The sequence below is a fragment of the Paracoccus versutus genome, from assembly GCF_029909795.1.
Lineage (GTDB): Bacteria > Pseudomonadota > Alphaproteobacteria > Rhodobacterales > Rhodobacteraceae > Paracoccus > Paracoccus versutus.
Genome location: NZ_CP038197.1, coordinates 2,595,777 through 2,608,002, shown reverse-complemented (window position 1 = coordinate 2,608,002; position 12,226 = coordinate 2,595,777). Strand labels below are relative to the sequence as shown.

Genomic DNA, 12,226 nt, shown 5'->3' with positions numbered 1-12,226 from the left:
TCCGTTGCTGGCGACGGCCCAAGACTATCAAGGCCCTGCGCGGTGCAGGCGCCGATAGAAAGGGCGTGACATGAAACCCAGGATTTCCGTTCTGACACTCGGCGTCGCCGATCTCGAACGATCGCTTTCCTTCTACCGCGACGGGCTTGGGCTGCCCACGAAAGGCATCGTCGGCCAGGAATTCGAGCATGGCGCGGTGGCGTTCTTCGATCTTTCCGGCGGGCTGAAACTTGCGCTCTGGGCACAGGCCGACATCTCCCACGATACCGGATTGCCGATGCGGCCGGTCAGTCCGACCGCCTTCACCATCGGCCACAATGTCATGCGGCGGGAAGAGGTCGATCAAATCATGGACGCTGCCGAACAGGCAGGGGCAGAGATCGTTAAACCTCCGCAGGACACGTTCTACGGCGGCTATGCCGGCTATTTCCGCGACCCCGACGGACATCTGTGGGAAATCGTCTGGAACCCGGACCTGCTTCCGACAGGCGATTGAGTAACCCCCGGAAGCCGCTGACCCCTCACTGGGGCCAGTGGCTCCCGGGACTCCTCGCAGCATCGCCTCTCCCCGCCCCCGGCGTGATCCGGCCGGGCTCCGATAGGGGTGGTCTCCGCCCGTCCGGATCACGCCGCGCCATTCGCGCCGTTCGCATCAGCCATTGGCGCGTCTGCCGATATCTTCGCCTTGTCTTGCGAGCCGGGCCATGCCCGGCGAGCGCGATTTTTTTGGGGGCGTGCGGCAGGGATCGGACGCGCGACGGCCGCCGATCCGATGGACCGGCGGCCGTGATGCTTTGGGCTAGTGTCGAATCCATGGCCGCAGCGGGCGCCAAGATTCACCCGTCCCTGCCGGGCGCCAGGTCAGACGGCGGCAGCGGAACGTGGCCCAGGCGTAAAGCAGCGGCTCCATGCCGTGCCACCAGTCGGCGGCGATGTCGCCGCAACGGCCTTCGAACAGCAGCTTGCCGCGCGCGGTATAAAGCCGGAACTCCACCGGCAGGGCATCGCCTTCTTCGGGTTTGCCGCGTGCGGGAACGCCGTCGGCATCCTCGCCCAGTCCGATGCAACCGCCGTGATGGTCCTTCGTCACAATCCAGCGCATATCAAAATCCTTTCCGTGAAGCTGTGGGGTGTGGCGCCCGCCCCGATGACGGGCACCTTGGGTCGCCAGCCTATGCCGCCGCCTTCCGGTCCCGCTCTTGCAAGGCCGCCATCCGCCGGTTGGTGGTTTGGTAATGCGCCACGTCCAGCTCGATCCCGATCCAGTCGCGGCCCAGCAGATGCGCCGCCGCCAGCGTGGAACCGCTGCCGCTGAACGGGTCCAGAACCAGATCGCCCGGCTGGGTGAACGCGCCGATCAGCTTGCGCAGCGCCGCCACCGGTTTTTGGGTCGGATGCAGCCTGTTGCCGGTATAGGGGAAGTCCAGCACATCGGGCACCGGATGGGCCGGCAGAACCGGATCGCCCTTCGCCAGCAGATAAGCCTGCTCGTGCTCGTAGCGCAGGAACCGCGCGGATGAAGCATAACGCTTGCGAAACACCAGATGCCCGACGATGCGGAAGCCCGCCGCCTTCCAGGCCTCGACAAACAAATCCACCTTGTTCCAGCCGTAGAAGCTGACGCAGAAACCGCCGTCCTTCAGGACCCGGTGCATCTGGGCGAAGGCCGGGCGCAGCCAGCGGGCGTTGTCGTCATTGGCGACGGTGCGGCCCTGCCGGTCGCGGAACCGGGTCACATAGGGCGGATCGGTCAGGATGAAATCCACCGTTCCGCTGTCAAAAGCCTGCATCGCCTCGATGCAATCGGCGTTGATGACGAGGTTACGGGGGGTGCTGGTCTTGCCGGTCATGTCTCTGTCCTTTCGGGTTGGGGCGGAGGGCCCTTGCCCTGATCCGCCGATGGGCCGCGCCTCGCCGGTCTGACTTCGGGAAACGCATGTTTCCCCGGAGGCAGAGCGGCGAGGGCGCAGCCCGACCCGCGGCCGCATGGCTGGCGGTCCTGGGTCGGGGCGCAGGGGGTGGGGCGGCCCGCAGCCGCAGGCGAGGACACGGCCCTGCGCCCCGACGACGCCCTCGGGCGGCGCCTGCCCTTTGACGGCCAGACAGGCGGATGCGTGGCGGACAAATCCTTGAGACAGGAAAGCCGTCGGGCCGGGGGTGAGCCGGGCAAGGCCCGGTCGAACCCCCTGCCCGGCTTCTGCGCAAACACGATCCGCGCCCGGCGCGCGGATCACATCGGATCAAAGTGACATAGCCGGTGTCGGCTGAACGGGGCTGCGAGGAGGCGCTGTCGTTCGACGCAGATCCGGTGAACGCTTCGTGGCCGTCGGTATCAGACCTGCGGCGCCAGTTCTCCGAAGCCGTTCAGGTTCATCAGCGCAGCAATGCCGGTGATCAGCCCGGCGGTGCCGCAGAGCAGTTTCAGCGCGATGGCGGATTCGATGGCATCGTGGGTGACACCATGCACGACGGCATAGCCGGCGATCATCGCCGGGATCACGAACACGGCCCGCGCCAGCAGGCAGAGAATCGGATTCCTCGCCTTGAACAGCACCGCGAGCACCAGCCCCACCGACAGCAACGCTACGGTGGCTGCGACCAAGGCCGAGAGCAGGAATCCGGCCTCCGTCGCATGAATGAGACGGAATGTCTCGACCGCGACCATCACCGGCAGTGCATAGATGGCCAGATACCAGGCGATGACGCAGGTGAGCGCGGTGAGCATGACGGCCAGCAGGATCAGCGTCATGGAAGCCTCCGGACCAAGGGGATCGGGAATCGTGCACGACAGGCGGCCAGAAGATAATGCGCTCGCGCCTGCGACCAGGGTTCACTACGCCGTTGCTGCGGATAGCAGCATTCCCAAGACCCTGCGACGGGTCAAGCCGACAGGCGGAAGGCTAAGGAGATGATGCGGATAGGCGCCCAAGACGGTCACCGATCAGCGACAAGCCGCCAACTCGCGTGCTTGTCGTGGAGGCTCGGACCCCTCACCCCCTCCGCAGGATCTTCTCCATCGGCTTTCCCTTGGCCAGTTCGTCGATCAGCTTGTCCAGATAGCGGATCTCCCGCATGAGCGGATCCTCGATCTCCTCGACCCGGACGCCGCAGACCACGCCCTTGATCAGGAAGCGCGCCGGGTTCATGTGCGGGGCCTCGGTGAAGAAACTCTCGAAATCCGTCCGGTCTTCCAGCCGGGCCGTCAGGTCCTCCGGACTGTAGCCGGTCAGCCAGAGGATGATCTCGTCGACCTCGGCCCCGGTCCGGCCCTTCTTCTCCGCCTTGCCCACGTAATGCGGATATACGCTGGCAAAGCTGGTGGTGAAGATCCTGTGCCTGGTCATGTTGCCTCCCAGGTTCTGGCGATGCGCATCATACCCTAACCGAACCGCCCCTGCGCGTCGGGCCATGTCCAAATGGTCTCGTCGGCGAGGATCGCATCCACGACCGCTTCCGCCCTCGACCGGGCGCTCTGCTTGTCGCCCATCGCCATATGCCGGATCTCGATCTCGACCAGAAACACGACGACCTCATCGGGGGACGTTCCCCGGCGCAGTTGCGAGGCCGCCGAGATCAGATAGCCGTCATATTCGTCCGCAAAGGACAGGTTGGCTTCGTCGTCCCATCTGCCCGGCCGGCCTTCCGGGTCCAGCAATCCGATGGGATCCCAGAGCGACCAGCCGATATCGCGCAGCTTCGACAACTTGATCCGGGGGTGCGGTGCGATCTCGGTCATGGGGGCGTCGTGGCAAGAGTCGGGCGGATGGTCAGCTTCGCGCAGGCCGGGGAAGGGTCGCAACGGGAGACGTTGCTAATCCTTCGGCGCCTTCGGCCTCGGCTGATGCAACCGCCGCCGCGCGTTCGCACGAAAGGCATTGCGCAGATCCTTGTTGATCAAGTCGAGATCGAACCATTCCGGATCGAAATGCCCGCCCGCCCATCGCAGCGTGGAGCGATGGTCATCGTGCGTCGGGTCGCGGATGATCCCGAGGAAATCCTCGTAGCCCCACGGCCCGCCGACGTCCTCGGGCGGCCTTGCCCGCGCGCCCTCCAGGCAGAGGGCATGACGTGGCGCCGGGTCGAGCGCCAGCCAATCCTCGATCCGGATCAGGTGCGCCCAACCGTCTCCGAAATCATAGGCATAGGGGCGCCTCGAAAAATTGCCCTGACCTTTCTGCCGGGATAGACATCGGAGGGCATGTGGCTGCTGGAGCGTGACAATGGCGCAGATGGGTTTCTTTGATCTTTCAGACCGCTACGCAAGCCTGGATGCCAAGCGGGACCCGCTGGTCGAGATCGATGCCATCGTGCCGTGGGAGGAGTTCAGGCCGACGCTTGAAGGTGTCTGGCGCAAGCCTGAGGCGGCGCGCAAATCGCGGGCTGGGCGCAAGCCGATGGACGCGGTGGTGATGTTCAAGACGCTGGTTCTGGGCGCCCTCTACAACCTGTCCGACGACCAGATCGAGTATCAGGTCCGCGACCGGCTGTCCTTCATGCGGTTCCTTGGTCTGGGACTGGAGGACCGCGTACCCGATGCCAAGACCGTCTGGCTCTATCGCGAGGGGCTGGCGCAGGCGGGCATGGTCGAGGCGCTGTTTCAGCAGTTCGACGGCTATCTGGCGCGGCAGGGCTACATCGCGCGGGGCGGCCAGATCCTGGATGCCTCCATCGTGCCGGTGCCGAAGAACCACAACACGCGGGATGAAAACCGAGCGATCAAGGCCGGCGAGGAGCCCGAGAGCTGGTCCGACAAGCCGGCCAAGCGATCGCAGAAGGACGTCGATGCCCGCTGGACCAAGAAGCACGGGAAATCCCACTACGGCTACAAGAACCATGTCAACGTGGACCGCCAGCACAAGCTGGTGCGGCGTTACCATGTCAGCGATGCGGCCCTGCATGACAGCCAGGCAGTGGATCATCTGCTGATGAAGGGCAACACCGGCGCAGGGGTCTGGGCTGATCCGGCGTATCGGTCCGCAGAGATGGAGGCGAGGCTCCGCGCATCCAGGCTGAAGAGCCACGTCCACCGCAAGGGCAAGCGGGGCAAGCCACTGACCGAACAAGGCAAGGCCAGCAACCGGACGAAATCCACCGTGCGCGCCCGGGTCGAGCATGTCTTCGGCGCGCAGACCAACGACATGGGCGGCACGCTGGTGCGCACCATCGGCTTGGTGAGGGCGAAGGCCAAGATCGGGATGAAGAACCTCGCCTACAACATGCGTCGCCTCGTCCAGCTGCGCAGTCTGAACCCCTGCCCGGCGTGATCCGGGCGTGGACGTCAGGCCGAGAGGGCCGAAGCACGCCGTGACCGGGCAGAACGGCGGCTGATCACGCCCCCGAACATCCTCACAAGCCGTTCTCGGCAGGTTTCAGGCAGCGAGGCGGGCCTCGATCAGCGGGAAGCGGTGAAAAATCGAGGTGCCCATTTATTGGTTATGAATCCTGACCCTAGCGCTGGCCTAAAAAAAGATGAATATCCCCTGCATCCCGTCCAATCGGAATCATGGGAAATGGATCGAGACATCTTCGCGCAACGTTTCGGCCGTAGTGAGAGTCGGCGTTACAGCGAAGAAAGCAGGTGCCCCCGCGCATCCGCTATTTCTTGCGTTTTTTCGCAGGCACGCCGGTGGCGGCGTCTGCCGCCTCTTTCGCCAACCGTGCAGCCTTGAGGGATGCCGTCAGCTCGCTCCTCTTGCGGGCCTGTTCATCGACGATGAGCTTCGCCTCGGAAGTGGTGCGATCCATCGCCGTCAGGGGCGCAGGGTCGCGGAAAAGGTTTCTCGCCTTGGCCAACATACGGGTCTCCCGAAGGGGTTCAGCCCGGCCAGATGGCCAGGCTGTTCGACAGGATCAGGCGAGCGCCAGCCTGCTGGCCGATTCGCGACCATCGCGGCCCGACTCGATTTCGAAGGTCACGGCCTGACCATCCGCAACGCTGTTAAGCCCGGCCCGCTCGAGGGCCGAGATGGGCTCTGTTGCACAAATCCCGTGTGGGATTCATCTCATGAATCCAGCGTGGTAGCTGGGATACATGAGCAGACCTACACCCCCGACCTACAGGACCAGGAACTGGCCAGCCTACAATGAAGCGCTCAAGCGCCGCGGCTCGCTGACGATCTGGTTCGATCCCGAGATGAGCTGGGATGCCGCGCCGACAGGTAGGCGTGGCCGCCAGCAGACCTACAGCGATGCCGCCATCCAGACATGCCTTTCGATGAAGGTGCTGTTCGGCATGGCGCTTCGGCAGACGACAGGCTTCGTCGAAAGCCTGCTGCGGCTGGTCGGCCTCGACTGGGCGGTGCCCGACTTCAGCACCCTGTCCCGCCGCCAGAAGACCCTGGCCGTGAACATCCCGTATCGCGGCTCCAAGGGGCCGCTGCACCTGCTGATCGACAGCACGGGTATCAAAGTCGAGGGCGAAGGCGAGTGGCACGCCCGCAAGCATGGTGGACCCAAACGGCGCGTCTGGCGCAAGATCCATCTCGGGATCGACGAGGAAACACTGGAGGTTCGCGCAGTCGAGGTCACAGGGAGCCATATCGGCGATGCACCGGTCTTACCCGACCTGCTCAACCAGATCCCAGCGTACGAGCAGATCAGCAGCGTCACTGCCGACGGTGCCTACGACACCCGCAAATGCCACGATGCAATCGCTGACCGCGGCGCCCGCGCTGTCATTCCGCCTCGCAAGAATGCCAAGCCGTGGAAGACCGTCACCGCCGGCGCGGTCGCACGAAACGAAGCGCTGCGGGCATCGAAATACCTCGGTCGTGCTCTCTGGCGACGATGGAGCGGATACCACCGCCGAAGCCGCGTCGAAACGAAGATGCACTGTGTGAAACTGCTGGGGCAGCGCCTCATGGCGCGGGACTTCGACCGACAGGTCGCGGAGCGTCAGGTCCGTATCGCCGTTCTGAACGGCTACACCGCGCTCGGCATCCCTGTCACAGAGCCCGTGGGATAAGTCTGTCCGGGGAAAGGGGAACCCCGGCCATCAGCCGATTTGTGCAACAGAGCCCCGCAGACTCCAAACCTCAGCTTTCGCCCTGTTCCTTGCCGTCCAGTTCCCGGGCGTTCGTTTCCGCTATCGTCTCATGTAGCCGCGAATGGGCGGATTGCCATGCATCGAGCGCGCCCACGGCCTGGTCGAGCGCCTTTCTGTCCGGCCCATCGAATTGGGGAGCCGCCTCCTTGATCGCCCAGTAGAGCCGGCGCACCACCGGGGTCATCCGCTCCAGCCAGGCCAGGACATCCCTCAGGCTCTGCTCCTTGCCGCCGGGGTTGGAATAGACCCCGCCCTGGAGGCCCTGCAGTTCCAGCTCGCTCAAGCGGAGCTCGATATCGCTCAGCCGTTCCTTGATATCTCTGTCGCTGTTCTCGACCAATGAGACCATTTTCGCCCCCTCCCTTTATGCGGTCGCTCCTCTTGGGCCTGCCGGCCCATCGATCACGCCTGATCGGTCGTCGGATCGTCCATGCCGCTCGCAGCACGAACCGGCATGCCGCGCTCGTTCCCGTCCCTTTTCCGACGCCGGCGCACTCCTGCATCATGCTGCGGCTCGGGTCGTTTCTCGGGGGTGCTGGCGATGTCTGCGGAATCCACGGTCTGGGTCTCCCTGTTGCCGGACGAAAAAATTCGAACAGGCACGGCTGATATGGGGTGTCAGGGGGCTGCAGGCCATAGGAGACATGCGCCTATCGACCAACCTCCGGAAAGCCCGAGAAAGAAATCTCGGTGACGACGAGGCGGTTCTGCAACGGCAGGATGAGGTCAGCGCAGTCGATGGCCGTTACGACGAGTTTTGCGTCGGTCGGCTTTTGCGATTCCTATTCAGGCGCGGGATCGGTTCTTTCCGCTGCCGCGTCGATCCGGTCGGCCCATTCGATCAGCAATCGCGCTGCGCCGAAATCTCCGTGCCTGTCGCGCTTCTGGGCGGCGAGAGCGAGGTGTTCCCGCAGATCCGTCGTCATGAGCAGGCCGGGCCGCTCGGTGGCCAGAAAGAGCATTTGCAGCAGGTGCTCTATGGCGGCTTCGTATTGATCCGGGCTTTCGATTGCCACCTTCCTGCCTTCCATCGGTTGCTGCCTGGCGACTCGTGTCAGGCGATTGCTGGTTGCCCCAAAGGACGAAGACCGGATACCCGTTTTGCAGCGGTATCGGCCGGCTTGACCGTCAGCATGGCTGGCGCGTGTCGCGTCACCAGTCCCGGAACCGCTCGAACAGCCCGGACGTGCAGGATCTGATCGGAATGAGCCGGGTTGTTCCGTCGTCATGGACGAGCTTCACCAGATCCCCATTCTGGAAATGGCGGATCCCCTCAAGATGCCACGGCGGCTGAGCAAAGATTTCGGTAGCTCCGGTGAGCGCGTCGGTCAGGGCAACACGTTTGGTCATGGAAACCTCGCTATCTGGACGAGCGAAAACGGCGGACCTGGATCCGCCGCTTCACCTTCCAGCTTTTGAATGCCGCATACCAGCGCAGATTTGGACCACGCCTTGGTGCGGCAATTTACCGGAAGATCGGGGGTCCGCAGGTTTCCGCCCGCTTCGCCTTTCGAATGGCAGCCGGCCGTCATCTGTGGTCAGCAGGCTTCCGCATGGGGTCGTCTTTCGGATCGTTGTCGCCCTGCTGCGGGGCTTCCGGCAGCTCGCCCTGCTGGCCCTGACGGGTGTCCCTCGGGTCCAGAGTGTCGTTCTTTGGGCCGGTGCCCACAATGGGGTCCTCCATGGCACCGCCCGGAGATCCCGCTCGGATGAACAAGACATGGGGTCGAAGGGGTGGAATTGCGCCCTCCGGATCGAAACTATCGTGCAAGCTGGTCATATGGCTGGAAAGAATGTTGCGCCGGTCTGGTGGCACCTAAAGCGCCGCCAGCGTCGTTACCGACCGTCGGGGTCCGCGCCCTCGAGATACGATGATGTCACGTCAGCTATTTCCTCCGCGCGTCCAGGACATGGGTAACGAGACTTTACAGATGCTGAACTGCGTCCGCTTCAAGGTTGACCTTCCGCGGATTCCCCGAGCAGCCGTCGTCGAGACGCACCTGCTGGCTTGACAACATCAGGTCTCACCTTCATTGTCTCAACATATCTTGAGTGGTTGATTCGATGGAAGAGCAACGCGCCCTTGCCGGCTTCGCGGCGCTGTCGCAGGAGACCCGGCTGCGCATCGTCCGGCTGCTGGTCAAGGCCGGGCCGGAGGGCATGGCGGCCGGGGCCATCGGCGAGGCCCTGGGGGGTGCCAGCACCTCGCGGCTGTCGTTTCACCTGACCCATCTCGAACATGCCGGGCTGATCCGGTCCCGGCGCGAGGGGCGCTTCATCATCTACAGCGCCGTCTTTGCGACATTGGCCGGACTGATCGCATTCCTGATGCGCGATTGCTGCGACGGCCACCCCGAGATCTGCGCGCCGGTCGCGGCCGCGCTGTCCTGTTCCTGTGAACCCAGCAAGGATGCCCTGCATGGCTGACGCCTCGCCTCGTGTCTTCAACGTGCTGTTTCTCTGCACCGGCAACTCCGCCCGCTCGCTCATCGCCGAAAGCGTGCTGCGCAAGGAGGGCGGCGCGCGGTTCCGCGCCTTCTCGGCCGGCAGCCAGCCGAAGGGAGAGGTGCATCCGCGGACCCTGAAGATCCTGCAGAACTACCATTACCCGACCGAAGGGCTGCGCTCGAAAACCTGGGACGAATTCGCCGGGCCCGACGCGCCGGTGATGAATTTCGTCTTCACCGTTTGCGACGACGCGGCGGGCGAGGCCTGTCCCTATTGGCCGGGCCAGCCGATGACAGCGCATTGGGGCCTTCCAGACCCGGCAGCCGCGACCGGCAGCGAGTTGCAGCGCGACATGGCCTTCATCGAGACGCTGCGCTACATGAAGGCGCGCATCCAGGCCTTTGCCGCCCTGCCGATCGGCACCCTGGACCGCGCCAGCCTCGTCTCCAGGCTGCACGAGATCGGATGCTCCGAAGGCACAAGCGAGGCAGGAGACAGCATGGACGTCGTGATCTATCACAACCCGGACTGCGGCACTTCGCGCAACGTGCTGGCGCTGATCCGCAATGCCGGGATCGAGCCGCATGTGGTGGAATACCTCAAGACGCCGCCCTCGCGCGCGATGTTGGAGCAGCTTATCGCCCGCATGGGCATCGCGCCGCGCGATCTGCTGCGCCAGCAGGGTACGCCTTATGCCGAGCTTGGCCTGGACGACCCGGCGCTGACCGACGCCGCGCTGATCGAGGCGATGCTGGCGCATCCGGTGCTGATCAACCGGCCCATCGTGGTCAGCCCCAGGGGCGTGCGGCTCTGCCGGCCCTCGGAGCAGGTGCTGGACCTGCTGCCGCCGCAGCGCGCCGCCTTCAGCAAGGAGGATGGCGAGCAAGTCGTGGATGCCCAAGGCAACCGCATTCGCCCGGCCTGAAAGGAACAGATGATGCCCCCCGACAGCCCGGCCCGCCGGCTTTCCTTTCTCGACCGCTACCTGACGCTCTGGATCTTCGCGGCCATGGCGCTCGGCATCCTGCTGGGCACGCTGTTCACCGGCCTGCCGGATGCGCTGAACGCCATGGCGGTCGGCTCGACCAACATCCCCATCGCCATCGGGCTCATCCTGATGATGTATCCGCCGCTGGCCAAGGTGCGTTACGAGGAACTGCCCCAGGTCTTTGCCGACAGGCGCGTGCTGGTGCTGTCGCTGGTGCAGAACTGGCTGATCGGGCCGGTGCTGATGTTCGCCTTAGCGGTGATCTTCCTGCGCGACAGCCCCGAATACATGACCGGGCTGATCCTGATCGGCCTGGCGCGCTGCATCGCCATGGTGCTGGTCTGGAACCAGCTGGCGCGCGGCGACGGGCAATATGTCGCCGGGCTGGTGGCCTTCAACGCGATCTTCCAGATCCTGTTCTTCTCGACCTACGCCTGGCTGTTCCTGACCGTGCTGCCACCCCTGTTCGGGCTGCAGGGCAGCGTGATCGAGGTGGGCTTCCGCACCGTGACCGAGGCGGTGGTGATCTACCTGGGCATCCCCTTCGCCGCCGGCTTCCTGACCCGGCGTGTGCTGATCCGGCGCAGGGGCGAGGAGTGGTATCAAAACGTCTTCCTGCCGAAGATCAGCCCGATCACGCTGGCCGCGCTGCTGTTCACCATCGTCGCGATGTTCAGCCTGAAAGGTGGCGATGTCGTGCGCCTACCGCTCGACACCGTCAGGATCGCCGTGCCGCTGGTGCTGTATTTCGCCATCCAGTTCCTGGTCAGCTTTGCCATGGGCCGGCTGATCGCCAGGGATTATCCGCGCAGCACCGCCATCGCCTTCACCGCCGCCGGCAATAACTTCGAGCTGGCCATCGCCGTCGCCATCGCCGCCTATGGGCTGGCCTCGCCCGTGGCCTTCGCCGCGGTCATCGGCCCGCTGGTCGAGGTGCCGGTGCTGATCCTTCTGGTCAACGCCGCCCTGTGGCTGGGCCGCCGCTGGTTCCCCGAAGCAACCCCGCAAGAGGCCCGCGCATGATCCCCGACCTGCCGAACCTGTCGCCCGACTGCCTGCGCGCGCCCGCGATTCCCGACCTGCCGCGAGCAACCCATCCGCCGCGCATCCTGCTGCTCTACGGCTCGCTGCGCGAACGCTCCTACAGCCGCTTCGCCACGCTGGAGGCCGAGCGCCTGCTGCGGCATTTCGGTTGCGAGACGCGGGTGTTCCACGCCAACGGCCTGCCGCTGCCCGAGGATGCCGACCCGTCGCATCCGAAGGTGCAGGAGCTGCGCGATCTGTGCCTGTGGTCCGAAGGCCAGGTCTGGACCAGCCCGGAACGCCATGGGGCGATGACCGGGGTGATGAAGGCGCAGATCGACTGGATCCCGCTGTCGATGGGCGCGATCCGGCCAACGCAGGGCCGCACGCTGGCGGTGATGCAGGTCTCGGGCGGCTCGCAAAGCTTCAACGCGGTGAACCAGATGCGGGTGCTGGGCCGCTGGATGCGGATGCTGACGATCCCGAACCAGTCCTCGGTCGCCAGGGCGTATCAGGAGTTCGACGAGGCCGGGCGGATGCGGCCGTCGAGCTATTACGACCGCATCGTCGACGTGATGGAGGAACTGGTGAAGTTCACCCTGCTGACCCGCGACCTGTCGGCCTTCCTGACCGACCGCTACAGCGAGCGCAAGGAGACGGCCGCAAAGCTTGAGGAACGGCTGAACCTCAAGGCCGCGACATGAGGCTGGAGAAGCGCGATA

Annotated in this window: 17 protein-coding genes and 2 pseudogenes; 8 read left to right on the top strand and 11 right to left on the bottom strand. The window is 64.8% G+C overall.

Annotated elements, in window-relative coordinates:
• Positions 1 to 70: 70 nt before the first annotated feature.
• Positions 71 to 496, top strand: a complete 426-nt coding sequence (locus tag E3U25_RS24260; protein ID WP_028714418.1) for a VOC family protein — start codon at positions 71 to 73, stop codon at positions 494 to 496.
• Positions 497 to 799: 303 nt separating this feature from the next.
• On the opposite strand, the gene E3U25_RS24255 is transcribed toward E3U25_RS24260, so the two are convergent.
• From E3U25_RS24255 to E3U25_RS24230, 6 genes are all read right to left on the bottom strand, one after another.
• Positions 800 to 1,102, bottom strand: coding sequence for a hypothetical protein (locus E3U25_RS24255; protein ID WP_028714417.1), 303 nt, complete (start codon positions 1,100 to 1,102; stop codon positions 800 to 802).
• A 70-nt stretch (positions 1,103 to 1,172) separates the two neighbouring features.
• Positions 1,173 to 1,850, bottom strand: a complete 678-nt coding sequence (locus E3U25_RS24250) for a DNA methyltransferase (protein ID WP_028714416.1) — start codon at positions 1,848 to 1,850, stop codon at positions 1,173 to 1,175.
• 482 nt (positions 1,851 to 2,332) lie between these two features.
• Positions 2,333 to 2,749 (bottom strand): hypothetical protein, encoded by a 417-nt coding sequence (locus E3U25_RS24245; RefSeq protein ID WP_017998432.1) that lies wholly within the window; start codon positions 2,747 to 2,749, stop codon positions 2,333 to 2,335.
• 241 nt (positions 2,750 to 2,990) lie between these two features.
• The gene (locus tag E3U25_RS24240; protein ID WP_017998433.1) at positions 2,991 to 3,344 is read right to left on the bottom strand and encodes a DUF2200 domain-containing protein; all 354 of its coding nucleotides are present in this window, start codon (positions 3,342 to 3,344) and stop codon (positions 2,991 to 2,993) included.
• Positions 3,345 to 3,379: 35 nt separating this feature from the next.
• Positions 3,380 to 3,736 carry a hypothetical protein gene (locus tag E3U25_RS24235; RefSeq protein ID WP_017998434.1) on the bottom strand — a complete coding sequence of 119 codons (357 nt, stop codon included), beginning with the start codon at positions 3,734 to 3,736 and terminating at the stop codon, positions 3,380 to 3,382.
• Positions 3,737 to 3,811: 75 nt separating this feature from the next.
• Positions 3,812 to 4,090 (bottom strand): plasmid pRiA4b ORF-3 family protein, encoded by a 279-nt coding sequence (locus E3U25_RS24230; protein WP_244295329.1) that lies wholly within the window; start codon positions 4,088 to 4,090, stop codon positions 3,812 to 3,814.
• 130 nt (positions 4,091 to 4,220) lie between these two features.
• On the opposite strand from E3U25_RS24230, the gene E3U25_RS24225 reads away from it, so the two are divergent.
• Complete coding sequence (locus tag E3U25_RS24225; protein WP_116222471.1) at positions 4,221 to 5,264, top strand: IS5 family transposase; 1,044 nt, start codon at positions 4,221 to 4,223, stop codon at positions 5,262 to 5,264.
• 331 nt (positions 5,265 to 5,595) lie between these two features.
• Here the strand turns inward: E3U25_RS24225 and E3U25_RS24220 are convergent, their stop codons facing one another.
• Both E3U25_RS24220 and E3U25_RS24215 read right to left on the bottom strand, forming a co-directional pair.
• On the bottom strand, positions 5,596 to 5,796 hold the full coding sequence (locus E3U25_RS24220) for a hypothetical protein (protein WP_011749412.1): 201 nt from the start codon (positions 5,794 to 5,796) through the stop codon (positions 5,596 to 5,598).
• A gap of 54 nt (positions 5,797 to 5,850) precedes the next feature.
• A pseudogene (locus E3U25_RS24215) lies at positions 5,851 to 5,967 on the bottom strand (S1 domain-containing protein); the annotation flags it as partial.
• Between the two features lie 64 nt (positions 5,968 to 6,031).
• Between E3U25_RS24215 and E3U25_RS24210 the strand changes: the two are divergent.
• Complete coding sequence (locus E3U25_RS24210; protein ID WP_072462952.1) at positions 6,032 to 6,964, top strand: IS5-like element ISPko1 family transposase; 933 nt, start codon at positions 6,032 to 6,034, stop codon at positions 6,962 to 6,964.
• Between the two features lie 70 nt (positions 6,965 to 7,034).
• Here the strand turns inward: E3U25_RS24210 and E3U25_RS24205 are convergent, their stop codons facing one another.
• From E3U25_RS24205 to E3U25_RS24195, 3 genes are all read right to left on the bottom strand, one after another.
• A complete protein-coding gene (locus E3U25_RS24205) occupies positions 7,035 to 7,394 on the bottom strand; it encodes a hypothetical protein (RefSeq protein ID WP_010400439.1) in 360 nt (119 codons plus the stop codon).
• A gap of 433 nt (positions 7,395 to 7,827) precedes the next feature.
• Positions 7,828 to 8,076, bottom strand: coding sequence for a hypothetical protein (locus E3U25_RS24200; protein ID WP_017998452.1), 249 nt, complete (start codon positions 8,074 to 8,076; stop codon positions 7,828 to 7,830).
• 121 nt (positions 8,077 to 8,197) lie between these two features.
• Positions 8,198 to 8,395 (bottom strand): hypothetical protein, encoded by a 198-nt coding sequence (locus E3U25_RS24195; RefSeq protein ID WP_010400443.1) that lies wholly within the window; start codon positions 8,393 to 8,395, stop codon positions 8,198 to 8,200.
• 714 nt (positions 8,396 to 9,109) lie between these two features.
• On the opposite strand from E3U25_RS24195, the gene E3U25_RS24190 reads away from it, so the two are divergent.
• From E3U25_RS24190 to arsH, 5 genes and pseudogenes are all read left to right on the top strand, one after another.
• A complete protein-coding gene (locus E3U25_RS24190) occupies positions 9,110 to 9,472 on the top strand; it encodes an ArsR/SmtB family transcription factor (protein ID WP_010400452.1) in 363 nt (120 codons plus the stop codon).
• Positions 9,456 to 9,791, top strand: a pseudogene (locus tag E3U25_RS24185) (arsenate reductase ArsC); the annotation flags it as partial. The gene E3U25_RS24190 and the pseudogene E3U25_RS24185, both read left to right, overlap by 17 nt.
• Positions 9,792 to 9,992: 201 nt before the next feature.
• A complete protein-coding gene (arsC, locus tag E3U25_RS24180; RefSeq protein ID WP_166435598.1) occupies positions 9,993 to 10,418 on the top strand; it encodes an arsenate reductase (glutaredoxin) in 426 nt (141 codons plus the stop codon).
• 12 nt (positions 10,419 to 10,430) lie between these two features.
• A complete protein-coding gene (gene arsB, locus E3U25_RS24175) occupies positions 10,431 to 11,504 on the top strand; it encodes an ACR3 family arsenite efflux transporter (RefSeq protein WP_116222835.1) in 1,074 nt (357 codons plus the stop codon).
• A complete protein-coding gene (arsH, locus tag E3U25_RS24170) occupies positions 11,501 to 12,208 on the top strand; it encodes an arsenical resistance protein ArsH (RefSeq protein WP_017998456.1) in 708 nt (235 codons plus the stop codon). The genes arsB and arsH overlap by 4 nt, the downstream gene beginning before the upstream one ends.
• The last annotated feature ends 18 nt before the right edge of the window (positions 12,209 to 12,226 follow it).